The organism is Glaciimonas sp. CA11.2, assembly GCF_034314045.1.
Taxonomy (GTDB): Bacteria; Pseudomonadota; Gammaproteobacteria; order Burkholderiales; family Burkholderiaceae_D; genus Glaciimonas.
In genome coordinates this window covers 2,929,367-2,954,167 of sequence record NZ_JAVIWL010000001.1, presented here as the reverse complement: position 1 = coordinate 2,954,167, position 24,801 = coordinate 2,929,367, and the positions used below count along the sequence as shown (strand labels likewise).

At 48.8% G+C, this 24,801-nt stretch carries 20 protein-coding genes; 11 read left to right on the top strand and 9 right to left on the bottom strand.

Annotated elements, in window-relative coordinates; translation table 11 throughout:
* Positions 1 to 99: 99 nt before the first annotated feature.
* Positions 100 to 1,290, bottom strand: a complete 1,191-nt coding sequence (locus tag RGU75_RS12750; protein ID WP_322236459.1) for a CoA transferase — start codon at positions 1,288 to 1,290, stop codon at positions 100 to 102.
* Between the two features lie 614 nt (positions 1,291 to 1,904).
* Here RGU75_RS12750 and yjgA point away from each other — a divergent pair.
* From yjgA to RGU75_RS12735, 3 genes are all read left to right on the top strand, one after another.
* Positions 1,905 to 2,504 carry a ribosome biogenesis factor YjgA gene (gene yjgA, locus RGU75_RS12745; protein ID WP_322236456.1) on the top strand — a complete coding sequence of 200 codons (600 nt, stop codon included), beginning with the start codon at positions 1,905 to 1,907 and terminating at the stop codon, positions 2,502 to 2,504.
* Positions 2,446 to 3,183 carry a molybdopterin adenylyltransferase gene (gene mog / locus RGU75_RS12740; protein WP_322236454.1) on the top strand — a complete coding sequence of 246 codons (738 nt, stop codon included), beginning with the start codon at positions 2,446 to 2,448 and terminating at the stop codon, positions 3,181 to 3,183. The genes yjgA and mog overlap by 59 nt, the downstream gene beginning before the upstream one ends.
* A gap of 66 nt (positions 3,184 to 3,249) precedes the next feature.
* Positions 3,250 to 3,918, top strand: a complete 669-nt coding sequence (locus RGU75_RS12735) for an alpha/beta hydrolase (protein WP_322236452.1) — start codon at positions 3,250 to 3,252, stop codon at positions 3,916 to 3,918.
* An 82-nt stretch (positions 3,919 to 4,000) separates the two neighbouring features.
* Here RGU75_RS12735 and RGU75_RS12730 read toward each other — a convergent pair whose 3' ends face one another.
* Positions 4,001 to 4,204, bottom strand: coding sequence for a heavy-metal-associated domain-containing protein (locus tag RGU75_RS12730; protein ID WP_322236450.1), 204 nt, complete (start codon positions 4,202 to 4,204; stop codon positions 4,001 to 4,003).
* Positions 4,205 to 4,359: 155 nt separating this feature from the next.
* Here RGU75_RS12730 and RGU75_RS12725 point away from each other — a divergent pair, with 155 nt between their 5' ends.
* The 5 genes from RGU75_RS12725 (at position 4,360) to RGU75_RS12705 (ending at position 8,991) form a co-directional block, all read left to right on the top strand.
* A complete protein-coding gene (locus tag RGU75_RS12725) occupies positions 4,360 to 6,879 on the top strand; it encodes a heavy metal translocating P-type ATPase (RefSeq protein WP_322236448.1) in 2,520 nt (839 codons plus the stop codon).
* A 4-nt stretch (positions 6,880 to 6,883) separates the two neighbouring features.
* Positions 6,884 to 7,291, top strand: coding sequence for a Cu(I)-responsive transcriptional regulator (cueR, locus tag RGU75_RS12720; RefSeq protein WP_322240498.1), 408 nt, complete (start codon positions 6,884 to 6,886; stop codon positions 7,289 to 7,291).
* A gap of 46 nt (positions 7,292 to 7,337) precedes the next feature.
* Positions 7,338 to 7,829: a cupredoxin family protein gene (locus RGU75_RS12715; protein ID WP_322236446.1), complete on the top strand. Its 492-nt coding sequence runs from the start codon at positions 7,338 to 7,340 to the stop codon at positions 7,827 to 7,829.
* Between the two features lie 44 nt (positions 7,830 to 7,873).
* Entirely contained in the window at positions 7,874 to 8,329 is a 456-nt protein-coding gene (locus RGU75_RS12710; RefSeq protein WP_322236443.1) for a DUF411 domain-containing protein, read from the top strand.
* 206 nt (positions 8,330 to 8,535) lie between these two features.
* Positions 8,536 to 8,991 (top strand): copper-binding protein, encoded by a 456-nt coding sequence (locus tag RGU75_RS12705; RefSeq protein WP_322236441.1) that lies wholly within the window; start codon positions 8,536 to 8,538, stop codon positions 8,989 to 8,991.
* 175 nt (positions 8,992 to 9,166) lie between these two features.
* Here the strand turns inward: RGU75_RS12705 and purU are convergent, their stop codons facing one another.
* Positions 9,167 to 10,036: a formyltetrahydrofolate deformylase gene (gene purU / locus RGU75_RS12700; protein ID WP_322240496.1), complete on the bottom strand. Its 870-nt coding sequence runs from the start codon at positions 10,034 to 10,036 to the stop codon at positions 9,167 to 9,169.
* Positions 10,037 to 10,302: 266 nt separating this feature from the next.
* Positions 10,303 to 10,851 (bottom strand): polymer-forming cytoskeletal protein, encoded by a 549-nt coding sequence (locus RGU75_RS12695; RefSeq protein WP_322236439.1) that lies wholly within the window; start codon positions 10,849 to 10,851, stop codon positions 10,303 to 10,305.
* Between the two features lie 588 nt (positions 10,852 to 11,439).
* Here RGU75_RS12695 and RGU75_RS12690 point away from each other — a divergent pair.
* Positions 11,440 to 12,414 (top strand): thymidylate synthase, encoded by a 975-nt coding sequence (locus RGU75_RS12690; RefSeq protein WP_322236436.1) that lies wholly within the window; start codon positions 11,440 to 11,442, stop codon positions 12,412 to 12,414.
* A gap of 239 nt (positions 12,415 to 12,653) precedes the next feature.
* Here RGU75_RS12690 and RGU75_RS12685 read toward each other — a convergent pair whose 3' ends face one another.
* The 4 genes from RGU75_RS12685 to RGU75_RS12670 form a co-directional block, all read right to left on the bottom strand.
* Complete coding sequence (locus RGU75_RS12685) at positions 12,654 to 14,120, bottom strand: efflux transporter outer membrane subunit (protein WP_322236434.1); 1,467 nt, start codon at positions 14,118 to 14,120, stop codon at positions 12,654 to 12,656.
* An 11-nt stretch (positions 14,121 to 14,131) separates the two neighbouring features.
* Positions 14,132 to 15,550 (bottom strand): efflux RND transporter periplasmic adaptor subunit, encoded by a 1,419-nt coding sequence (locus RGU75_RS12680; RefSeq protein WP_322236432.1) that lies wholly within the window; start codon positions 15,548 to 15,550, stop codon positions 14,132 to 14,134.
* Positions 15,551 to 16,071: 521 nt separating this feature from the next.
* Positions 16,072 to 18,777: a glucans biosynthesis glucosyltransferase MdoH gene (gene mdoH, locus RGU75_RS12675; protein ID WP_322236430.1), complete on the bottom strand. Its 2,706-nt coding sequence runs from the start codon at positions 18,775 to 18,777 to the stop codon at positions 16,072 to 16,074.
* On the bottom strand, positions 18,750 to 20,309 hold the full coding sequence (locus tag RGU75_RS12670) for a glucan biosynthesis protein G (protein ID WP_416186814.1): 1,560 nt from the start codon (positions 20,307 to 20,309) through the stop codon (positions 18,750 to 18,752). The genes mdoH and RGU75_RS12670 overlap by 28 nt, the downstream gene beginning before the upstream one ends.
* A gap of 541 nt (positions 20,310 to 20,850) precedes the next feature.
* Between RGU75_RS12670 and RGU75_RS12665 the strand changes: the two genes are divergently transcribed.
* Both RGU75_RS12665 and RGU75_RS12660 read left to right on the top strand, forming a co-directional pair.
* Positions 20,851 to 21,375 carry a dihydrofolate reductase gene (locus RGU75_RS12665; protein WP_322236429.1) on the top strand — a complete coding sequence of 175 codons (525 nt, stop codon included), beginning with the start codon at positions 20,851 to 20,853 and terminating at the stop codon, positions 21,373 to 21,375.
* 338 nt (positions 21,376 to 21,713) lie between these two features.
* Positions 21,714 to 23,993: an arginine/lysine/ornithine decarboxylase gene (locus RGU75_RS12660; protein WP_322236426.1), complete on the top strand. Its 2,280-nt coding sequence runs from the start codon at positions 21,714 to 21,716 to the stop codon at positions 23,991 to 23,993.
* A gap of 154 nt (positions 23,994 to 24,147) precedes the next feature.
* On the opposite strand, the gene dcd is transcribed toward RGU75_RS12660, so the two are convergent.
* A complete protein-coding gene (gene dcd, locus RGU75_RS12655) occupies positions 24,148 to 24,714 on the bottom strand; it encodes a dCTP deaminase (protein WP_322236424.1) in 567 nt (188 codons plus the stop codon).
* Positions 24,715 to 24,801: the final 87 nt, after the last annotated feature.

The window sequence follows — 24,801 nt, the reverse complement described above, 5'->3', positions numbered from 1 at the left end:
CTGCGCCCGATCATGTGTTGACACACCTGCGGCATGAACAGAAAAGCGCCGGTAAGGCGTACCTCATTTATTGCCCGGTCAATTTCAAACTTCATCAATTCATTCATGGTCGGCATGCGGCAAAAGCTGTCGCAAATCATGCGGCGACAATCCAAGGGTACTCAGAATTCGCTCGCTGTCTTCGCCCAGACGAGGTGCATGCTTACGTAATTTATAGGGCGACGCGCCGAAAGTTACCGGAGGTCGAATGGAGCGATATGCACCTTCTGTGGGATGAATTGAAGATTCGATCAGGCCAACAGCACGCACATGCAGGTCTTCGTCAATTTTCTGAAGTGAAATAACAGGCATGCACGGAATCCCTGCACTGTCACACATGGAAACCCAATCATCCGTGCTGCGCTTGGGCGCTTCCACATCGATCAGGGCATATAGAGCATCAACATTCTTCCCGCGCGAATCGATATCTGCGAATCTTGGGTCTTCGAAAAGCGCGGGCATTTCCATCAGGCGAAAAAAATCGGCCCAGTTACGGTCAGAATAAGGAAGTATGCAAATCCATCCGTCAGCGGTTTTATAAGGCTTGCGATGCACGGAGAGTTGCCGATTGAATCCGACTGGCCCCAAAGGCGGTTCGAATGCGGATGGCCCCAGATGTTCAGCCATCATGAAATCAATAGACGTCTCGAACATCGGGACTTCTATCTCCTGGCCATCACCACCACGTTCTATATGTAGGAGCGCCGCCAACACAGCATAGGCAATCGTTTGGCCTGCAATCTTGTCGCAAATCGCGGTGGGAACATACTTTGGCACGCCGTGCACCTGCCCGTACAATGCCGCTATGCCCGATCCCGCCTGAATGATATCGTCGTATGCCGCCTTATCGGCATAGGGCCCTTCAGCGCCAAATCCGCGTGCGGCGCACAGCACGATCTTCGGGTTGACCTTTTCAACTGACTTCCAATCAAGTCGAAGGCGTACCGCAGGGCCGGGTCTCAAATTGTGCACTATTACGTCGCTACGTTCGATTAACCGGTCCAGAGCCAAACGCCCAACCACGCTTTTCAAATCCAGAACCACACTATGCTTGTTTCGATGAAGTTGCAGTATCGAACCACCCATTCCTTCGCTCCGGCTTGGTCCATAACGTCGGAAAGCATCGCCCTCAGGAGCCTCTATTTTTATAACATCAGCTCCCATATCTGCCAGAATATGCGTTGCGTAAGGGCCCATTATTACGGTGGTAAGGTCAAGAATTTGAATGCCGTTAAGCGGGTCAGTGGTCATCGATTAAATTCCATGCCTTTTAGGAGATGCGCAAATATTAGCGTCCACCCTTCAAGGAGTAAAATTAATTATTCGACTTCTGTTATTAGAAATAATTGATATTTTCTGACGCGTCTTGCGCACAATGATTGTCCTCGCCGGGTTACGCAAATGTTCTCTTGCTTCGAAGTGGAGCGGTGCCACGTCGGCCAATTGTTGCTAAGTCAGATAGTGCAAAACCCTCATTTCTAACATCCGAAACTCTGTTGTTAATGATTACCGGCAATTACCCACCAGATTGCCCTCCCCCTGAGTCACTTTCTTGTTATTAATTTACAACATCAATGTAGATTTACAAAAATCATACATGACAGATCAGCGCACGTAAGAAAGGGATCAAAAGATCGCGGTAATCATGCTAAAAAGTTGCTGTCCATTATGGCCAAGACATATGATTATCGGATTTGTAGACTTGACTAATCGATACAATTTTAGCTAAATTCCCTAGAATTCAATGGCTTAGCAGATATTTATGGTACGACCATAGCGTCAAAAACGGCGAATGAGCGACAAGCCTCGGACTAAAACGGTTATCATAGCAATCGTTTAAAGAGAATAGTTTCACCCCTACAATCATGCCAAATCCAAATCGCGGCTCTTGTGGCTTCCAGTCCACCGAGTTCGAACAAGAATACGACCGTCCATCAAAGTCCCAACTTAAGCGTGAAATGACTGCGCTGCAAAAGTTGGGTGAAGAGTTAATCGCTGAATCGCGCGACCGCGTCAAGCGCGTGCCGATGCCGGAAGATGTGCGTGAAGCCATCCTTATTTGCCAGCAAATCAAGGACCACGAAGGCCGCCGCCGTCAAACCCAATATGTCGGCAAGAAGATGCGCACGCTGGAAGAACACGAGATTGCCGATATCCAGAAAACACTGGATAGCTGGAGAGGTTTGTCGAAATCTGACACGGCGGCAATGCATGCGCTGGAACGCCATCGTGACCGTTTGCTAAAAGACGACGGCGCGTTGACCACGTTACTCGCTCAGCATCCTGATCTTGACGTGCAGCATACGCGCACACTGATTCGCAATGCACGCAAAGAACAAGCTGAAAACAAACCGCCGAAGGCTTATCGCGAGATATTCCAACTGCTAAAACAGTTGCAGAAGCCAAATGCCGATGATGGCGATGCAGAAACTGGCGACGATGACGATGAGCGCGACGACTATTAATAAAACAATCACTGATACGTCCACGACGACCGTCACCGCTTCAGAAACAGCATCAGTTATTTTTGATATTGCTCCTGAACGCCGTCGTCTGAAAATCGGACTGATTTCAATTTCAGATCGCGCCAGCGCAGGCGTGTATCAGGATCAGGGAATTCCTGCGCTAGAAGATTGGTTTAGCGCAGCGCTAACAAGTCCGTGGGAAACCGAAACCCGTCTGATCGCAGACGAGCAGAAAGTCATCGAACAAACCCTCATTGAGCTAATAGATCACCAACGTTGTGACCTGGTCTTGACCACTGGCGGGACTGGCCCGTCGCGACGCGACGTCACACCGGAAGCAACGCTGGCGGTAGGAACCAAGGAAATGCCGGGCTTTGGCGAACAGATGCGTCAAATCAGCCTGCAGTTTGTACCGACTGCAATTTTGTCGCGTCAGGTGGCCGTGATTCGTGAAATTGACGATCATGCCGCCCTAATCCTTAATTTACCCGGTCAGCCTAAATCGATCAAAGAAACACTGGAAGGCTTGAAAGATGCCAACGGAGAACAAAAAGTTTCTGGCATCTTCTCGGCGATTCCATACTGTATCGACTTAATCGGTGGTCCTTATATCGAGACTAACGCAGCCATTTGTAAGGTATTCCGACCAAAATCGGCGCTCCGTCCGATTGGTGCATGAATCAACAACGCCAATGGATTAACATTCATTAACATCCAATAATCAGTACAACACTTTCTCGGCACTATGACCAACTTCCTCCCGACCCAAGAAATTACGACCTCTGCCACTCCTACGGCTAGCGTTATATGGATGCATGGCCTTGGAGCTGACGGTTCTGACTTTGTGCCGATCGTTAAAGAGCTTGATCTGCGCGACTGCCCGGGTATTCGCTTCATTTTCCCCGATGCACCAACCATCCCGGTGACCATTAACAACGGTCATGTGATGCCAGCGTGGTATGACATTTTTACGGCTGATTTAGTGAAGCGAGAAGACGAAGCCGGATTACGCAAATCGCAGTTACAGATAGACGCGCTGATTGCGCAAGAAATTGCACGTGGTATTCCAGCGAACAAAATCGTCGTCGCCGGATTTTCACAAGGTTGCGCCATGGCATTACAAACCGGTTTGCGGTATCCGGAAAAATTGGCCGGCTTGATGTGCTTGTCAGGCTACTTACCGCTGCGCGACACAATCGAGAAAGAACGGTCCAGCGCCAATCAAGATACACCTATTTTTATGGCGCACGGAACTGCTGATCCCGTGGTTATTCTCAGCCGGGCAGAACAGTCGCGTGACAGTTTGACCCAACTTGGCTATCAAATAGAGTGGCACGACTATCGCATGCAACATTCAGTCTGTGCGGAAGAAGTCACAGATATTGGTAGCTGGCTGCGCAAAGTATTGTCGTAACATTTTTTGTAAAGATTTCTAACTTCTACAATACAGTGGCCAAGGATTCCTGCCTTGGCCACACGTTGATAAAAACGACAGATCAAATCTGCACCGGCGTGTAACCGGCACCCTCAATTGCTTGCGCCAACTGCCCTGCATCCGCATCACTTTCAATCGCTATTTTCTTTTCCGCTACTTGCGCCTCGACTTTAGCGCGGCTATCTACCGCATTAATCGCCTTGGTGATCCGGTCCACGCAATGGCCGCATGTCATATCCTGAACATTAAATACAATCATCATCATCCCCTCTTAGTTGTAACAGACCTTACTATGCACCATCCCATAGTGGGAAGGTCAAGCGCAGGATCAAAACCAAACTTTGATAAAATTAAGCTTGACCTTACTATGATAGGAAGGTGCATTATCTAGGTATGACCACTGTTTAAGCAGGACTTATCATGAGCACCATTACCAACACCAGCACGTTGATCGAATTTACATTACCTATTGGCGGGATGAGTTGCGCCTCATGTGTTGGACATGTTGAAAAAGCATTAAACAAGGTCGACGGCGTTAAGCATGTCAGCGTCAATCTCGCCACAGAACTTGCTACCGTCACGTCTGATATGGCGACCACCGTTAGCGCGTTAGTTACCGCTGTCGAGAAAGCCGGATACGACGTTAAGCACCAGGAATTTACTCTGGCGATTACTGGCATGAGTTGCGCCACATGCGTCGGCAGAGTGGAGAAAGCGCTGCTCAAAGTGCATGGCGTCCAGTCGGTATCTGTCAACCTTGCCACCGAACTTGCCACCGTTGATACCGTTGGGGAAATACCAGCCGAACTGTTGATAAAGGCCATTGAAGCGGCTGGCTACACAGCAACTTTGCCTGCATCGCAATCAGAGACGAGCGGCTCGAGCGTAGTTTCAAGCAACCGATGGCCAAGTTGGTGGCCGGTTGCCTTATCAGCTTTACTGACCACACCTTTGATCATTCCTATGCTGTTGATGGTAGTTGGTCAACATTGGCAATTGTCGGGTTGGTGGCAGTTGGCATTGGCAACGCCTGTACAGTTTTGGCTGGGTGCGCGCTTCTATCGCGCTGCCTGGCGCGCATTGAAGGCCAAAACAGGAAATATGGACTTGCTGGTGGTGCTTGGTACCACTGCCGCTTACGGCCTGTCGCTCTACCAACTTCTGACATCCAATGCAGACGGAATGGGACACCTATATTTCGAGGCATCCGCGGCTGTAATGACCTTGGTATTGCTCGGCAAATGGCTTGAAACACGCGCCAAACATCAAACCGCCGACGCCATTCGCTCGTTGCAGGCATTGCGTCCTGACCACGCCACGGTGAGGCGTGATGGCATGGATCACCAAGTCGCGGTTAGCGCCTTACGTGTTCAGGATGTCGTCGTCGTGCGTGCCGGCGAACGCATCGCAGTCGATGGTAAGGTCCTGGAAGGAAGTAGCCACGTGGACGAATCGCTGCTGACTGGCGAAAGTCTGCCAGTCTCAAAGCAGAAAGACGATCACGTTATCGCTGGTGCCATCAATGGTGAGGGCGTGCTGCTTGTCCACACCACGGCGACCGGCGCAGAAACATCGTTGTCCCGGATCATCCGGTTAGTCGAACAAGCGCAGGTGGCAAAAGCGCCGATTCAACGTTTGGTTGATCAGGTCAGTGCGGTATTCGTGCCGGTGGTGTTGCTCATCGCCTGTTTCACCCTGCTTGGTTGGGGCCTGCTCAATGGAAACTGGGAAGAGGCGATCTTGAATGCTGTGGCGGTGTTGGTCATCGCCTGTCCTTGCGCGTTAGGGCTCGCCACACCCACAGCCATCATGGTTGGAACGGGCGTAGCTGCGCGCTATGGAATTCTCATCAAGGATGCGGAGGCACTCGAAATTGCCCATCGCATCAACGTCGTTGCTTTTGATAAAACGGGTACGCTGACCATCGGCCATCCGACTCTCATCGCTTGCCTTGCGGATGTCAGAACCGCAGTTAGCAATGAATTGCCAACTGATGAGGGCTTGAGGGATACTGGCTTAATAAATACCGAATTACTTACTTTAGCCGCTGCAGTACAGCGTGATAGTGAGCATCCATTGGCGCGGGCTGTCATCAATGCGGCCAACGCAATCACTCTCTCATTTCCATTCGCAAGCGAAATTCGTACTGTCCCCGGTCATGGAATCGAAGCCAGGATTGAGGACCGAATCTACTCTCTCGGCAGCGCACGCTGGATGCAAAAACTGGGCATTGAATGTGGCACTCTCTCGGAAAATGCGGCTGCACTCGAAGCGGAGGGACGCACAATTTCATGGCTGGCAAGCAAGCCTGCCAATACCAATGACATACCAATGATGCGCGGACTACTCGCATTCGGTGATAGCGTCAAACCATCAGCAAAACTGGCAATCGAACATTTACAGCGACTCTCTATCCGGGTCGCCATGTTAAGCGGCGATAATTGGGGGAGTGCAAACGCAGTCGGTAAACAGCTCGGCATTTCTGAAATAGTTGCGGAACTTCTGCCCGCTGATAAAGCCAAAGCGATAGCCGACCTTAAAAAAAATGGCGCTGTGGTGGCAATGGTTGGGGACGGCATCAACGATGCGCCAGCGTTAGCCGCAGCCGATGTAGGGATTGCCATGTCTACCGGTACGGATGTCGCAATGCAGGCTGCCGGGATTACGCTGATGCGAGGCGATCCGGCACTCGTAGCAGACGCCATTGCGATTTCACGTCGCACTTATCATAAAATCCGACAAAACCTCTTCTGGGCGTTTTTCTATAATGTTGTTGGAATTCCGTTGGCGGCACTGGGATTTTTAAATCCAGTGCTAGCCGGTGCAGCGATGGCGTTCAGCAGTGTCAGCGTGGTAAGCAACGCGTTGCTGTTACGACGCTGGAAACCGGAACAAAACGTGTCAACTTATTCTGAAGACAGGACAACAAATGGACATTGATCGCATGAATATTGGCGGCGCAGCGCTGGCTTCGGGCGTCTCTGCAAAGATGATTCGCCACTACGAAGAAATTGGCCTGATCCAACCTCCAATGCGCACCGAGGCCGGTTATCGTACCTACGGTGAACGCGATGTGCATTTGCTCCGATTTATTCGACAAAGTCGGGTACTGGGATTTTCAATGAAACAGATCACCGCACTCATCGGTCTGTGGCTTGACCAATCGCGTCCTAGTAGCAAAGTCAAGCAATTGGCGCAGCAACACATTCGAGATCTGGATGAAAAAATCAATGAATTACAAATCATGAAAATAACGTTAGAACGTTTAGCGAATAATTGTCAGGGCGACGCCCGTCCCGAGTGTCCGATTCTCGATGAGTTAGCGCAACAATACTCACCTCCCCCGAACTAACGCTGGCTGCTTTGTCGTCCCCATTTTTTGATTGGTCAGGAACACTATGAAAACAACTCTCTCTTTTTTACCTTCTATTTTTTTTGCACTTATCATTAGCGCGATAGCCACCACCAGTATCGCTAACGCAGACACTGGCCACGCTTCAAGTGAAAATCCTGCATCAGGCGCACCAGGAACGATCACGAAAGCCAACAGGACAATCCATATCGCCATGGCCGACGACATGCGCTTTACACCCGCCAATGTCACCGTCAAACAGGGCGAGACCGTCAAATTCGTGGTCGCTAACAACGGTAAATTGCAGCATGAAATGGTCATCGGCAGCACGGCTGAACTCTCCAAACATGCTGAAATGATGCGTCAAATGCCGGAGATGAAGCATCACGAATCAAACCAAATAACCGTAGAGCCAGGCAAAACTGCCGATCTCATATGGACGTTTGGCAAGACAACGAAGGTCGACTTTGCCTGCCTGGAACCGGGCCATTTTGAGGCCGGAATGAAGGGGAAAGTAAACGTCGTGGTCAGTGAATAAATATGAAAATGTTGAAAACTAATATCTTCGCTCTTAGGACAACCATGTTTCGTCGCCGCACCGTAGCATCACTCGTCACCATATTTTTAGTATTCGGCATCAACAGTACCGTCTTTGCGGCAAAACCCGTCATCGCCGTCTTTAAGGATGCAAATTGCGGATGCTGCACCGGTTGGATTAAACATTTAGAGGATAGCGGATTCGCGGTCAATGCCACAAATGTTGCCGATACTTCAGCGTATCGTAAAAAATTTCAAATCCCCGCCACCTTGGCATCATGTCACAGCGCCGTGGTCAGCGGCTACGCAATCGAAGGCCATGTTCCGGCCAAAGATATTCAACGATTATTGAAAGAACACCCAAAGGCAATCGGACTTGCCGTACCAGGCATGCCTTCCGGCTCGCCGGGCATGGATGGCCCGAACAAAATGGCTTATGACGTGATACTCGTAAAAAATGATGGTACGCAATCGGTCTTCCATCATTACGCGGGTGATTGATATGGCTAATTGTTACGGCTGATTGTTACGGCTGATTAATACGAGAATTTCAGCAATACCAGACTACAATTATTATGCGTTATTTCGTAACGAGCTGTAAAACCGTTATGTAAATTTCTTCGAATAACGCACCATACAATATGTCACGCCGCGCCTTCCTGAGAATAGCCAACTGCGTATTATCGTGACGATATCAGCCGATATGAATGCATTCGATGCGTATATCGCTGCGCATCTGGCCAACGTTTGCACTGGCACCGGCCACACCTCTCTTTCAGAAAAGGGTTTCATCGATGACACATTTGTACTTATTAAGCAATTTTGTGGTGATCGCGATCACCTTATTAATCGGTGTCCCATTGACGAGCATGGCCAACACCAATGTGGATAGAGCCGATAGCAAGACAGAATTAAGTGAGCCAAACGACAATGTTGCGCTACCGCTAGTCAATGGTGAAATCATCAAAGTTGATCCGCTTATTAGCGCTATCACCATGAAGCATGATCAAATTCCTAATTTTGGGATGCCAGCGATGACGATGACGTTCAACGTGAGCGATAGTGAAATGCTGCATCAGTTCAAGGCCGGAGATGCGGTTAAATTTTCGATTGGCAAACGTAATGGCGCGTTGACTATCGTGAGTCTGGAAATGAACTCATAAATCAATAAAAACGGGAGCCCATCGGCTCCCGTTTTCTATACTCCATAAAAGTACGATTAATTGTGTCGTACAAGCGCGTGCATGCCTAAAGTCCAATTGTCGATAAATGTCTATCAACCATACGAACCGCGATAGACAGGCCTAGCCGACCGGCGATGTTGCAATCGCACACTGCTTATTTAAATACAACAGTCTTGTGACCATTGAGCAATATTCTATGCTCGACAAACCACTTGACGGCCCGCGCCAGGACGACAGACTCAACATCGCGACCAATCGCAGTCAATGTATCAGGTGCCATCGCATGATCAACCCGCGCCACATCCTGCTCAATAATCGGGCCTTCATCCAGATCACCGGTCACAAAGTGCGCCGTGGCACCGATCAACTTAACACCCCGGTCATGCGCCTGATAATAAGGTTTTGCACCTTTGAAACTAGGCAGAAAAGAGTGGTGAATATTGATTGCTCGTCCTTTCAAGGCCGTGCACAACGCGGGTGACAATATCTGCATGTAACGGGCCAACACTACCAAATCAACGTTGTTCGTTTCGACCAATTCTAAAATACGTGCTTCTTGCGCCAATTTAGCCGCCGCAGATGCACCATTCGCCAGCGGCAAATGGTGAAAAGGAATGTTGTAACTTGCCGCTAATTGGTAAAAATCGGTGTGATTGGAGACAATCGCGGGAATTTCGACTTCTAGCAAACCACTCTTGTAGCGAAACAACAAATCGTTCAAACAATGACCGATTTTGGACACCATTAACAACATGCGTGGCTTTTTAGCTGCGTCGTTGAGTTGCCACGTCATTTGCATGGACGCCGCAAGTGCGGCAAATGAAGCACGCAACGCCTCATCAGCCAAGGTCGGATTTTCCGAGGAAAAATGCACACGCATGAAAAATAAGTTCGATTGCGCATCCCCGTATTGGGCTGAGTCGAGAATATTGCAGCCATATTCGGCCAGAAACCCCGATACACGATGGACAATACCGCGCTGATCGAGGCAAGACAAAGTAAGAATATATTCTGGATAGCTCATCATTATTTTTGTTGGGTTGCAAACCAGCCCGTACCAGTAAGACTTTAGCTTTGGGCGAAGGCTGCCATTGTCGCATGCCTTCAGCAGACAAACAAAACCCGGGCAAACTATAAAGAATGCCCTGGCTTGTAAGGTGAAAAGTACGGTGAAAATTTAAATGCTTCGGCTCTTAAATATATTGCCTAAAAACAAATAAAAATCTCAAAACACACCAGAAACATGTGCTCATTCATGCCATAACATGGTCACACCGCTAAATCTATACGTCAAACGCTGCTAGAAGCAATCGCAACAGGTGGTGCGACCTTGGCAGAGGCTGTGCCAACCTGAACTTCACCGATCAGTTGACCACCTTCTTCAATCACAACTTTGCCGTACCGAATTTTTCCTGAAACTTTACCTGTGGCATAAATCACCAATTTTTCGCGTACAGTCAGGTCGCCATTAAATTCACCATGAATTTCAGCCAAATCGATTTCAGCAGAGCCAATGAAAGCACCCTTTTCAGCAATGTGAATGACACGGGAATTCATAGTGGCTTCAACGCGGCCTTCAACGACCAGCGTATCGCAATCGGTAATCTCTACGCCTTTGAGCTTTATATTTGGGCCCACAATCAATTTACTGCCGCCTTCACTCGTGCTGGAAGCGTTCGAATGTTGTGAGGACAGCATGGAATTGCCTGGTGAGCCAACTTGGTTACCCGCTTTTGGAAAATTAGACGGGCTATTCGGCGACAAATTGTTAGTTGCGCTGAGAGGGGAAGTTGGTGTCGGTGTTTCGCGCTTACCAAAAAGCGTTTCTGAACGAAGCATGAAATCTCCTGATGATGATAGTACGCACTGTGTGCCTGGAACATGCAGTGACATACGGATAAAAATAATTAAACTTGGCTGCCCCGTTACCCGGCGCTGAACAAGCCGAAGCCGAGCGAGTGTTTTTCGTCGTAAGTTTCGCCGTAATGCGTATTACGTTATTTGGATTGCATTAGATTGACACATTACCAAGAGTCAACTTTAAAGCGTACCGCAAAAATGTATTGGGACAAAAGACACTTGCTTGAGATACAGATAAATCCTAAAAAGTTCACGTTTAGATTTAATCATTTGTAACAGTCTCAAAATTTTGTGCAGTTGCTTTCAATTTTTATTCTCACAAACTGCTCGGATTAAAACCCATCACAACATGTTAAGCGTTCTACGTGCACATGCAAGCTGTTATGTTAAAGCAGCAGCAAATTTTTGCTCTGAAAGATTAAAGTTTCGTATCGACAGAATCGCCCGTAAATCAAAACAACGCATGGAAAACGCGCCGAATACTGCATGAGTCGCTATACTTAGAGGCCTCAACAATATAGGCTGCATGGCACTTCTCGCCGCGCAGCAAGCCGGAGAAAAAATTCAATGAAGCAATACCTCGACCTTGTACGAATGGTTCTGGACAATGGAAGCTGGCAAGAAAATCGTACAGGAATAAGAACCATCAGCATGCCGGGTGCGATGATGCGCTTCGACCTTCAAAAAGAGGGATTTCCGGCTGTCACTACCAAAAGGTTGGCTTTTAAGTCCGTCGTTGGTGAACTAGTCGGATTTTTAAGAGCATCTCGTAATGCCGCCGAATTTCGCGCATTGGGATGCAAGGTATGGGATCAAAACGCAAACGAAAATGCTGCGTGGCGTGCAAATCCGTATCGACTAGGGGAAGACGACCTAGGCCCTGTATACGGTGTCCAATGGCGCGCCTGGCCCGCCTATAAACTATTGGAAAAAACCGAGGTTAGCCAGATCGCAGATGCCCAGCAAAGAGGATTTCGGCTGATTTCCTCTTTACAAGAGGACGGGAAAGAAAAAGTTCTTTTATACAAAGCGATTGACCAGCTTCGCGATTGTCTGGACACAATTATGGAAAATCCAGGTAGTCGGCGTATTTTATTTCACGGTTGGAATTGTGCCGATCTGGATGCCATTGCACTTCCGGCGTGTCATCTTTTATACCAATTTTTGCCCAATGCCGCGACTAAAGAAATATCGCTTTGCCTCTACATACGAAGTAATGACATCGGTTTAGGTACGCCATTTAATCTCGCTGAAGGTGCTGCATTATTGCATCTAGTCGCACGGCTCACTGGCTATACGCCGAAGTGGTTCACCTACTTCATAGGCGATGCGCATATTTATGAGAACCATTTGAGCATGCTGAATGAGCAACTCCAACGTGCGCCCCATCCAGCCCCGAATCTGGTGATATCGGATCGCATTCCTGATTTTGCAAAAACAGGAAAATACGAACCGGAATGGCTAGAAAAAATCGAACCTGGTGACTTTTCGCTTGATAGCTATCAACATCATGCACCACTGACTGCCCCGATGGCCGTCTAAAATCGCTGCCGACCATGCCGTGCGAGTGTGACGGCTTGCGGTGGCAGACTGATTTTGTCGCATCGCTCATCCGCAAACAATCAGGCAGCAGGAATTACCTATGCTTAATTTTTAAAGCCTGGGAAAAGACAAAAAAAATCTCGCTGCGGCGTTGATCAAAATTTGCTATCACTAGCCATCAAAATCGTCGGCTTATGTTTATTTTCCACCGACAAAATATTAACCACGTTCCAATTATTTTAAGCGCCAGCACCGGCGGTAGTCGGCGTTTTCTTGTGACTTGCATCGTCCTGCCAGCCGCCACCAAGCGCCTTATACAGCGAGACGGTGGCTTGTAATCGCTTCAATTTCAATGCGCCTAATTCGTTCTGCACGTCTGATAAAGCCCGTTGCGTATCCAGCACGGTCATCAAATCTTCAGCACCAACCCGATAGCGAATCTCCGACAAATTAAACGCAAAACGGGCTTGTTCCATTTCGGTCGTTTTCAATGAACGTTGCTCGTCCAGACTTCTGATCTGACCCAGCACGGTATCTACTTCCGACAGCGCCGCAATAACTGTTGACCGATAAACCTGCACCAACTCCTGCTTTTGTGCGATTGCCAAATCCCGTTGATTTTTCAATAGGCCAGCATCAAAAATCGGTGCTACCAAGGATGTTCCCACGTTGGCGAGCAAGTTGGGGCCATTAAATAATGATAACAACGCACTACTCTGTGCGCCCGTCGATCCGGTCAGGCGAATACTCGGAAACAAAGCAGCACGTGCCACCGCGACGTTCGCATTGGCCGCCGCAAGTTGTGCCTCGGCGCGCCGAATATCCGGTCGCCTTGAGAGCAACTCCGAAGGCAGTCCAGGTGTCACATCGGGCAGCCCTATGGTGTCAAGTCCGTGATCTGCCACTTTGAAGGTTTGGGATGACCGACCTAACAAAATCGCCAGCGCAGACTGCGCCTCACGTTCTTGCTGCATTAAATCTGGAAGCGAAGCCTTTTGTCCGGCGACTGCCGAGCGCTGACGGGCGAGATCCAGTGGTGATGCGGCTCCGGCGCTACTTTGCGCCTCGACAAGCACGAGCACTCTTTGAGCGTTCGCCACATTCTCACGCGCGATATTGATTCGGTCATGCAATGACAGTACCTGCAAATACGTGGAAACGATGCCACTTGTGACGGTCAAAGCGACAGTTTGACGATCATAACGATTCGCTTTTAACGAGGCTTCCGCAGACGCCAGACTGGCCTTATTCTTTCCCCAAAAATCAATTTCGTAACTGACCTGCAACAGTCCGCTTGCCGAAGTATTCGCGCTTCCGTTATTTCCTAGGGGCAGATCGCGATTACCACCGGCAGAAAATTCAGCAGTGGGTAATAACGGTGCACCCGCAATGCGTGCTTGTGCTTCCGCCTGTCGCACGCGCGCAAGGGCCGCTGCAATCTCGAGATTACTATGCTGGCCCTCATCGACTAATTGCGTTAGCTCAGCGCTGCCAAAACGCTTCCACCAGTCATTATCGGGCCACTCCTGGTTGCTCGCCTTTCCACTTAATGTCCAACCTGCCGGCATCTCTACTGCCGGAGGCGGCTCCGATATAGGGATATTGTGCGCACAGCCAGCTAAAACGGCGCACAGCAAACCTAACATTAATGTGGACAGGGACGGAGGGGATAAAAATGTCAAGTGAAACAATCGAGAAAGGCGCATGTCCGGCTCCATTAACGCGTTACCGATGTAACGCTTGCACCATTTGACGGATTACTTGGCGAAATAACATTTTTAGGCTGTGGAATCAGTGTCGAAAATGATGCTGCCGCGGGAGTCACCGACTTGTTTGCATTCGACGAATTGGTCGCATCGCTTGTAGTTGCGGGAGTTGCAGCCGCGGCGGGCGTAACTGGCGGACTCACCGGTTTAGGCTTAAGCAGTACAGCAGGAACAGGTCCAACTAGCAACTGTTCGCCGGCTGCTAAACCGGATAAAACTTGTACTTGTTGCTGATTTCGTATGCCAATTTTTAGCTTCCGCACACTGAGTTGTTGATTGCTATCCAAGACATTAGCGCTATAAATGCCATCGCTATCAGGTTTAGCCAATAGCTTTATTGGCAGTAAGACAGCATCCTTAGCTTGTGCCACGATGAACTCAACCTCCGTACTCATACCGCTCATTAATTCCTGATCAGGGTTATCGACTTCAAATAACACGTTATAAAAAGTCTGCTTACCTTGCTCGCCCGATCCATCTGCGGGTACAGGAATTACCTGACGTAACTTGCCTGACCATTGTTTTCCCGGATAACCCGGCGTCGTAAAATTCGCCGTCATGCCGCGCCGCAAACGCGTAACATCAATTTCGGCAACACGCGCCTGAACAGTCATTTTTGACAAATCGGCAATACGCATCAGTGGAACAACCGGCAGCGGTGCACCAACCGATTGTCCTGCGCGGGCATTCAGAGCAACTACCGTTCCCGAAATAGGCGCCAATACCTGCGTGTGCTGACGACTCTCCTCGTCGAATTTAAGTGTGGCCTCAACCTGGCGAATCTGTGCATTAATAGCATCCACGCGGGCGCTCGCAGAGGACATACTCATGCGGCTGGACTCAAAAGATTCTTCACGCGTGGCGTTTTGCGCTTTGAGTTGCGTTTGGCGTTTAAACTGCAATTCAGCAAAATCCATCTGCGCGCGCTGGTCTGCCAGTTCAGCCTGTAACCGCGCCATTTGAGCACGATTGGTTTCGACTTTGGCGGGCTGTAAAGTTGGTGTAATTTCAACAACCATCTTGCCGATCTGCACCGTATCGCCGACGGCAACCAGCACATCCTTGATTTGTCCGGTTACCTGCGCGTTGGCATCAGCGTATTTGTAAAGTTGGAGCTTTCCGCCCGCCTCAACCGTCTGTTGAATATCCCCGCGCTGAATAGTCACCGTATCGAACTTGATTGGCGCTGGCGGTCCCATCTCAGGATTGATGGCCGATACCGGCTTCGGCTGTTGCAACACTTGCGCAATTACAACCCCTGCGCTAAGCACGACTACGAGCGACAATCCGACAGCAAGACTGCTGCGACGAAATAGCCGAGAAGAAAAACGAGAGGCAATAGGTAAAGCTTTGGTCTGATCAACAGTCATTGGTAGCACGTCAAAATAAACAAAAAAATAGCTGGCTAGAATCACAAATAGCCCAAGCGTTGACCAAAGGTCTGCGTCGGGCGAATAATAAATACATAACTAAGGGTGTGACGTAGATTAATTTTTTGACAAACATGACGAAAAAACACAATCCGCGTATTTGAAATACAACCCGTATTTTAGACGGAATAACCAAAATACTCCGTCGTGCGCCAAAACAGAATGGTAACAGTTGTTACGAAACGCACTAACATTTAGGGGAGTCAGGCCCATTCGCTATTAATACCGAAGTCACTTTAGTGACTGAATTTTATTGTCCTGAGCGCTTAATCAGGCGCTTCATAAAACGCTTAATCAGACGTTAATTTAAAGACTCCGTCACCCGAACCGGCACTGTACCTCTGCATTTTGAATGCCTATCAGGGCATCTTAAAAGGATGCATATTCTTTTAAGATGCCATGCTCAAACACAAATAATCAGGTTGAGTAATCTGATTGCAATAGAAACGCAAAGACGCTCACTAGGAAGAGGCAACGTTTCTTTCGGTCAATCCCATCCACAAGCGATTGGCCTCTGGTGCACTCCATACGTCCAAATGCAATTGCGACAACATCAATGGATTATCCAGTACAGCACTTTTTTGGCCAGAGGATAAACTATCGGGTCCATGGATCAATGCTGCTTTGATTAACGCGGCATGCGCTGCGACACTAGCGGCAGGAATATTTGGCCGCGCCGTGACCGAAGCACAGACCAATGCGTTAATAATTGGATCAACCACTGCTTCAGTAAAACCAGCCAAGCGTCTGCTTGCCTCGTTATATGCCGTAGTCGCGGCAAGTTCGGGTGGTAAATCGACCTCTTCCGGAATCACAAATAACCCAGCGTGGCGGAAACTGCGCCCCAATGAAACTCGGCTTGAAAATACTGATAATGGAATCGAAAGCACCAGAGAGCCGACAATCGGCAATAACCACCACAAAAATGATGGTTCCAAAAAGAATACACCTGCGCCCCACGCTATCCCCAGCGCCGTGTGCCAGCCGTGTCGCCGAACTGCCTCGCCCCAAGTGGTTTCCGTATCTTCGCGAGGCGGTGACTTCCAGCTAATCGCCCATCCAAGAAAAGCACCGACCACAAAGCGCGTGTGGAATAACATCCTGACCGGGGCCAGCATCATAGAAAACAACAATTCAATGATCATGCCCATCGTTAGCCGGACAACACCGCCAAACTCACGTGCGCCTTTAGCCCAAATCAAAATGACGCTCAAGATTTTAGGAAGAAATAACAGCGTCGCTGTTGCGCTAAATAAAGTTAACGCCTTCTCAGGATGCCATTCCGGCCACACGGGAAATAGTTGACCCGGGGTCACAAAATATTCAGGTGCAATCAACGTATGCATGGCAAGCAACGCCGTCGACAATACTAAAAATCCGAACCAAAGTGGTGCCGAAATGTACGCCATCACACCGGTAACAAATACTGCACGATGAACACCATGCATGCCGCGCGCCAGAAATAATCGGAAATTCATCAGATTTCCCTGACACCAACGGCGATCGCGCTTAAGTTCATCCAATAGATTTGGCGGCATTTCCTCAAAACTACCAGCCAGATCATAAGCAATCCAGACGCCCCAACCAGCGCGTCGCATCAATGCCGCTTCGACAAAGTCATGTGACAGAATTTCACCGGCCAACGATCCTTCGCCAGGCAGCGGTGCGAGAGCGCAATACTTCATGAAAGGCGTCAACCGGATAATCGCGTTGTGGCCCCAATAGTGCGACTCGCCCAATTGCCAGTAATGCAAACCTGCGGTGAACAACGGCCCATATACGCGTGTAGAAAACTGTTGAATCCGCGCATACAAAGTATCGCGGCCAGCGGCACGCGGCGCGGTCTGAATAATACCAGCGCTTGAATTTGCTTCCATCAAACGCACGAGTGTCGTCAGACAGGTGCCGCTCATGACACTATCGGCGTCCAGCACAATCATGTAATCATAATTCGCACCCCAACGGCGGCAGAAATCGTCGATATTGCCACTCTTGCGCTTAACCCGACGGCGACGGTGTCGATAAAAAATACGACCAAATCCCCCGAGCGTGCGACATAAAGTTACCCATGCATCCAGTTCTGCAGTGCAGATATCGGGATCACCGCTATCGCTTAGTACAAAGAAATCGAAACGATCCAACTCACCACTTTGCAATACCGACTCATACGTCGCACGCAACCCAGCAAATACGCGATTGACGTCCTCATTACAGATCGGCATGACAATCGCCGTTCTCACATTGCCAGCAATCGGCCCAGGCGCCGCATCTTCCCGCGAAATAACGTAGCGATCGGTCCCGCGCATCAAAACCAGAAAACCTGCCATCGCAGTCCAGAATCCCGCCGAAACCCAGCAAAACAGAATCGCAAACAGGACGAGAGTCAGCATCTCCAATGGTTTAGTGCCATGGTACGGCAGCACCGTACTCATGAAATAGGTGGCAACCACCGTCTGTGCCAACATCAACATGACTAACACGAGGCGGCGCAGATTTCCATTGTGTCGCCAGATCCCACGTGGATCGTGCGTTTTCTCTTTCAGGACGGGGTGTTCAACACTAGTTTGTTGCGCGGTTTCCTGCGCCGTCGCACGCCTTCTGGATTTCAAGCTCGGGCGGCGATCAAAGGCGCGATTAGCGTTTTCGATCCAGCGCACGATAGGATTCAACGTCCCCCAAGGACGAGCAACGATCGGCGTCCGCTTCAATGGCAGCGCAATTGTTATCCGTGTTCTGCCACTTGCATCAGTAACGATCTCCGGTGTCAAGCCCGTAGAATCACGATTGTCTTCCCCGGACGAGCCGTTATAGTTTGATACATTGTCAGATGGATTGTTTAAAACCGTACCCGATACGCTGTCAGACAGGCTATCAACGTCCTGCGGAACTCCATACGCCAACTGCAAACGATTGGCGATTGATGCATATGCCGGATTAGTTGCATTAGAAACACTGCTGGCATCGTCAATCTCGGCCAGCGCCAGGTGCAACGCGGCCATTTCTTCGGTCGATGTCGCTGACGGACTAAAATGCATTCGCTCGGACAACAGCTTACGCTGCCGCGGCGACAGAGGAAGGCGCTGGAGATAGGAATCGCTAGGCGAATGTTCGTCAATCACCTGCGATACTGGCTTGAGCGCTAGTTGGGCGGTAATATGTAACTCCACGTTTCAGATAAGGTTGTATTGGCGTTACGCAAGAAAGCACGTATCTCGACCGGTTTATTTTCTTCGTTCCGGCGCAACTTGATATTGATGCGCCACCCGCCGGTAGCTTCATTTTTGACCGCTTCGCTGCTCAATAGTTTGCCGTTATCATCAACACTGACAACCGCATCCAATTTTGTGTTTTCAGGCAGCTTCTTAAAGGCCGGACCCTCAAAATCTACTAACAAACCGATACTGTCATCAGGCTTAGCCTGAAACCCATTGCCGCGTCGCGTTTGCGTTACCCATGATAAAGGTGAACTCTTCTCAGCGTCTTTTTGCCATAAAAGTGTGTACTCAATGTTGAAAGGTTGGCCCACTTTTGGCGGGGTATCAGGTACCCAATAAGCAACAATATTGTCATTTGTTTCATCCGGTGTCGGGATCTGCACTAACTCGACTCTCCCAGAGCCCCACTTTCCTTTGGGCTGAACCCAGGCACTCGGCCCTTTTTCGTAGCGCGAGCTAAGATCTTGATACGCGGCAAAGTTACGCTCGCGCTGCATCAACCCAAAACCAATCGGATTACTCAAGGTGTAAGACGTGACCAGCAAACGTTTAGGATTAACCAATGGTCGCCAAATCCACTCGCCAGTGCCAGACGCTACCAATAACCCATCTGAATCATGCACTTCTGGCCGATAATCTTCAACAGGTGACCGTTGATTTTTGCCATATAAAAACATACTTGTAAGCGGTGCAATGCCTAATTTGCTCACGTTTTCGCGCAAATAAAGTTGCGCTTTGACCTCAATCGCCGTATCAACTCCGGGCTTCAGAATAAAGCTATATGCGCCAGTCACCCGACGCGAATTAAGCAATGCGTAGATCGTCAGTTGTTTATCACCGGCTTTTGGCCGTTCAATCCAAAATTCTACAAACTGCGGAAATTCTTCGCCCGAGTTCAACGCAGTGTCAACCGCCAATCCGCGCGCCGATAATCCATAGCGCTGATCCTTGCCGATAGCACGGAAATAGCTTGCGCCCAAGAACGACAACACTTCATCTTTATAACTGGTGTTATTAAGCGGGTAATGAACACGGAAGCCAGCAAACCCAAGCCCGCGCAATTTACTTGGATCTATTTTATTTGCGCCATAGGTAAAATTGTTGGGATCAAAGCGAATCTCACGTACGTTTTTACCGAGGATCTCATTCATTTTGACCGGCTGGTTAAACAGGTGGCCCTCATGAAAAAAAGCTAAATCAAATGGCAACTTAGCACTAGCCCACGGTGATTTTTCAGACTTGAACCGAATGTCTCGATACTGCTCCAGGGTTAAATCATCAACCTCTTTTGGTATATCCGGGACAGGCTTAACATAAGCCTTAGCTGATAACGCTTTAGCCCGTTGCGCAACGTCGTTAAAATTAAACGCTGAAGCATACTGAATAGGAAGTAGGCATCCCATAATGATTAGTGCTGGCGCCAACATGACGCGCGTTGGTGTCGAAATAAATGACTTCACCGAAGAAAAATATTTTAAAAACATTGGATTCCCATTTGGCACTGCTTTGATTTGCGAAATCACCGCTCGTTAGCTGATTGCCACTATCAATAGATATTAGCTTACAGCGTTGGATTGTTTATTTATTTTCGCAAAGAAGCATCTTTGGATGCTTTAATACAGAATTATTTGCCAAATTTACATTAAATCAAACAAAAATACCTGCTAATTGACACGAATTAACATTACATAAAAGCGATCAATGCTAAGGGACAATACGCATTAACCCAGCTTCTTTCTTGTTAATAAGCAAATTTACATACCGAGTTATGATCAGCGTAAGCCACCAAAGTTCCTCTGGATGTTTATAGTAAAATCGCAGCAATTCACGCGTATGTCATCATACTGTCCCACTATAGCGAAGTGTTGAGAGCTAAATTTATATGCTTGAAGCGATCAAATGTAATCATTGACACCAATGACGCCAACGTATCAAACCTCCGTCACCACCTGATCAGTTCGATAAAGCAACAAAATTTACCGCACATTTTAAAAAGTCCCTCCATTGACCAAACCTGCGCCCGCCATGCCTTTTATTCTCACTATCATTGTCGCCACTGATGCCAAAAATGGCATCGGCATTCGCAATACCCTTCCATGGCATTTACCGGAGGATTTGGCGCACTTCAAACGCACCACGTCGGGTCACACGATTATTATGGGTCGTAAAACATTTGAATCCATTGGGCGGCCTCTGCCAAATAGGCGCAATATCGTCATTACCCGTAATCCAGAATGGCAACACGAAGGCGTGGAAACCGTGAACTCTCTCGAAGCCGCCGCCGCGCTAGCGAATTCAAGTGTTAATGATGCCGATGCTGCTGGGGAAGCCTTCGTCATCGGCGGTGCCGAAATCTACGCTGCTGCGCAACGCCTTTGTGACCGTTTAATCGTGACTGAAATCAGCAAACGCTTTGACTGCGACGCCTTCTTTCCGGCATTAGATCCGCAACAATGGCAAGAAACGTCACGTCTCTCACATCACTCCGCAGCCAACAATTTCGACTACGCCTTTGTAGAATATCAAAGACGACAATCGTTTAACGCTTAAGAACAGCTGTAATGGGTCGAATTTTTTGATCATACTTTTAATGCCATATTATTAAATCATTATATTAAGTCATTGTATTAAGTCATTGTGTTAAGTCATCTTATGCACCCTATTTTTGGGACAACGTTGCGGGCTGATTTTTTTGCTAGTGTTTTGGTACATTTCACCCCAATTTTGCACATATCTGCGAAAATTCGACTTTCACCTTTTTAGTGCCGCAAAGTTGCCCTCTACCTTAAGAGCAGCGAGCGACGCAAGTCATTGATCAGCGAACCAGCGGCCCAACCGGGAACCGCGTTCGCTGTTCCTGTTATCCACACCCGTCTCTTGGAGACCGCATGAAATTCCGCTTCCCTATCGTCATCATCGATGAAGATTTCCGCTCAGAAAATACCTCCGGTCTCGGTATCCGGGCCCTCGCCGACGCGATGGAAAAAGAAGGCATGGAAGTTTTGGGTGTCACCAGTTATGGCGACCTGTCGCAATTCGCCCAGCAACAATCGCGAGCGTCCGCCTTTATTCTCTCGATCGACGATGAGGAGTTCGGGGCAGGTTCATTCGAAGAGACCGATCACGCGCTGAAATCGTTACGCGCCTTTGTCGAAGAAATCCGCTACAAGAATGCCGACATCCCGATCTATTTATACGGCGAAACCCGCACTTCACGTCATATACCAAATGACATTCTGCGTGAACTGCACGGCTTTATTCATATGTTTGAAGACACGCCTGAGTTTGTCGCCCGGCATATTATTCGCGAAGCCAAATCCTATCTGGACGGCCTCTCGCCGCCCTTCTTTCGTGCGTTGGTACACTACGCCCAAGATGGCTCTTACTCTTGGCACTGTCCCGGCCATTCTGGCGGCGTCGCCTTTTTAAAATCACCGATTGGCCAGATGTTTCATCAATTTTTTGGTGAAAACATGTTGCGTGCCGACGTTTGTAACGCCGTCGAAGAACTCGGTCAGTTGCTTGATCATACGGGCCCAATCGCTGAATCCGAGCGCAACGCAGCACGCATTTACAACGCCGATCATTGTTACTTCGTTACCAACGGAACGTCCACCTCAAACAAGATGGTGTGGCATTCAACCGTTGCGCCCGGCGATATCGTCGTCGTGGATCGCAATTGTCACAAGTCGATTTTGCACTCGATCATTATGACCGGCGCAATCCCGGTCTTCCTGATGCCGACCCGTAATCACCTGGGTATTATCGGTCCGATTCCGCTAGAAGAATTTACGATGGAAAGCATTCGGAAAAAGATCGAAGCCAATCCGTTTGCCCGGGAAGCATTGAATAAAAAGCCACGTATCCTCACGATTACGCAATCGACTTACGATGGTGTTATTTATAACGTTGAGACGCTGCAAAACATGCTCGATGGCGAGATCGATACTTTGCATTTTGATGAAGCATGGTTACCGCACGCCACTTTCCATGATTTCTACAAAGACATGCACGCGATCGGCAAAGATCGCCCGCGTGCAAAGAAATCAATGATTTTTTCAACGCAATCAACCCACAAATTGCTAGCGGGTCTATCGCAGGCATCGCAAGTGCTGGTGCGTGAATCGGAAACCGTGCAACTCGATCAGGACGCTTTTAATGAGGCGTATCTGATGCACACGTCCACCTCGCCACAATATTCCATCATTGCGTCCTGCGACGTCGCAGCGGCGATGATGGAAGCGCCGGGCGGTACTGCGCTGGTCGAAGAAAGTATTCTTGAGGCGCTCGATTTCCGCCGCGCCATGAAAAAAATCGATCTCGAATGGGGCGCGGATTGGTGGTTTCAGGTGTGGGGACCAAACTCGTTCTCAGAGGATGGTATCGGCTCACGAGAAGACTGGGTAATCAAGGCTGAAGACGATTGGCATGGCTTCGGCAATCTGGCACCCAACTTCAATATGCTCGATCCGATTAAGGCAACCATCGTTACGCCAGGGTTGTCACTTGACGGTCAATTTGGTGATAGCGGAATACCGGCTTCGATTGTGACCAAGTATTTGGCCGAGCATGGGGTTATCGTTGAAAAATGTGGTTTGTATTCATTCTTTATCATGTTCACTATCGGCATTACCAAAGGCCGCTGGAACACGTTGCTGACAGCATTGCAGCAATTTAAAGACGATTACGATAAGAACCAGCCCATCTGGCGCATTCTGCCGGAATTCGCTCGCGCTAATAACGGCAAAAATTCTCGCTACGAACGCCTTGGTCTGCGCGATTTGTGCCAGCAAATTCATGAGACCTACAAAGCCTATGATATCGCGCGTCTAACCACTGAAATGTATCTTTCAGCCATGCAACCGGCCATGAAACCATCCGACGCTTTTGCCAAGATGGCGCATCGTGAAATAGATCGCGTACCAATTGACCAGCTCGAAGGCCGCGTGACATCGATCCTATTGACGCCCTATCCGCCCGGCATTCCGTTGCTGATTCCTGGCGAACGTTTCAATAAGACTATTGTTGACTACTTAAAATTTGCACGGAATTTCAATGAAAAATTTCCGGGATTTGAAACAGACGTGCATGGCCTGGTGAAGCGTGAAGTGAATGGCAAGCGGGATTACTTTGTCGACTGCGTTCGCATCGAAGCTACAAACCAATAGCAAATAAAAAATAGCCAAAAAAATGGCCATATCAAATGTGATATGGCCATCAATGGCTTATTCCATTCTGACTGCGCCAACCTATCGCACAGTCATCAACTTAGTCATCAACTTAGTCAGCAGCGCGGTAATCAACGCAAACAACCTATGCAGGTTAAGCTTTAGGTAATGTGACGCCTTGCTGGCCCTGATATTTGCCGCCGCGATCCTTGTAAGACGTTTCGCACACTTCATCGCTCTCAAAGAACAAGACCTGTGCACAACCTTCGCCTGCATAAATTTTTGCTGGCAATGGCGTCGTATTGGAAAATTCCAGTGTCACGTAACCTTCCCACTCTGGCTCGAATGGCGTCACATTGACAATGATGCCGCAACGGGCGTAAGTCGACTTGCCTAAACAGATCGTCAGGACGCTCCTTGGAATACGAAAATATTCGATGGTACGCGCCAACGCAAACGAATTTGGTGGAATGATACAAACGTCACCGACGAAATCGACAAATGATTTTTCATCGAAATTCTTCGGGTCTACAATGGTCGAATTGATATTGGTAAAAATCTTGAATTCATTGGCGCAACGAATATCGTAGCCGTAGGACGAAGTGCCGTATGAGACGATTTTATTACCATTTTCTTCACGCACCTGCGTGGGCGAGAACGGCTCGATCATGCCGGTTTCCTGCGCCATGCGACGGATCCATTTATCGGATTTGATAGCCATAGTGTTCTCTTCTTTGTAAAGGTAGTGCAACTTCAAACCAGAAATGGTGGAGCAATTATTAATCTTTTTCAGTCGTAGGGCAGCAAT

Coding starts and splice junctions, on each gene's coding strand:
- RGU75_RS12750 (WP_322236459.1), bottom strand. CDS start 1,290: ATGACCACTGACCCGCTTAACGGCATTCAAATTCTTGACCTTACCACC.
- yjgA (WP_322236456.1), top strand. CDS start 1,905: ATGCCAAATCCAAATCGCGGCTCTTGTGGCTTCCAGTCCACCGAGTTC.
- mog (WP_322236454.1), top strand. CDS start 2,446: ATGCCGATGATGGCGATGCAGAAACTGGCGACGATGACGATGAGCGCG.
- RGU75_RS12735 (WP_322236452.1), top strand. CDS start 3,250: ATGACCAACTTCCTCCCGACCCAAGAAATTACGACCTCTGCCACTCCT.
- RGU75_RS12730 (WP_322236450.1), bottom strand. CDS start 4,204: ATGATGATGATTGTATTTAATGTTCAGGATATGACATGCGGCCATTGC.
- RGU75_RS12725 (WP_322236448.1), top strand. CDS start 4,360: ATGAGCACCATTACCAACACCAGCACGTTGATCGAATTTACATTACCT.
- cueR (WP_322240498.1), top strand. CDS start 6,884: ATGAATATTGGCGGCGCAGCGCTGGCTTCGGGCGTCTCTGCAAAGATG.
- RGU75_RS12715 (WP_322236446.1), top strand. CDS start 7,338: ATGAAAACAACTCTCTCTTTTTTACCTTCTATTTTTTTTGCACTTATC.
- RGU75_RS12710 (WP_322236443.1), top strand. CDS start 7,874: ATGTTTCGTCGCCGCACCGTAGCATCACTCGTCACCATATTTTTAGTA.
- RGU75_RS12705 (WP_322236441.1), top strand. CDS start 8,536: ATGCATTCGATGCGTATATCGCTGCGCATCTGGCCAACGTTTGCACTG.
- purU (WP_322240496.1), bottom strand. CDS start 10,036: ATGAGCTATCCAGAATATATTCTTACTTTGTCTTGCCTCGATCAGCGC.
- RGU75_RS12695 (WP_322236439.1), bottom strand. CDS start 10,851: ATGCTTCGTTCAGAAACGCTTTTTGGTAAGCGCGAAACACCGACACCA.
- RGU75_RS12690 (WP_322236436.1), top strand. CDS start 11,440: ATGAAGCAATACCTCGACCTTGTACGAATGGTTCTGGACAATGGAAGC.
- RGU75_RS12685 (WP_322236434.1), bottom strand. CDS start 14,120: ATGCGCCTTTCTCGATTGTTTCACTTGACATTTTTATCCCCTCCGTCC.
- RGU75_RS12680 (WP_322236432.1), bottom strand. CDS start 15,550: ATGACTGTTGATCAGACCAAAGCTTTACCTATTGCCTCTCGTTTTTCT.
- RGU75_RS12670 (WP_416186814.1), bottom strand. CDS start 20,309: ATGTTTTTAAAATATTTTTCTTCGGTGAAGTCATTTATTTCGACACCA.
- RGU75_RS12665 (WP_322236429.1), top strand. CDS start 20,851: ATGCCTTTTATTCTCACTATCATTGTCGCCACTGATGCCAAAAATGGC.
- RGU75_RS12660 (WP_322236426.1), top strand. CDS start 21,714: ATGAAATTCCGCTTCCCTATCGTCATCATCGATGAAGATTTCCGCTCA.
- dcd (WP_322236424.1), bottom strand. CDS start 24,714: ATGGCTATCAAATCCGATAAATGGATCCGTCGCATGGCGCAGGAAACC.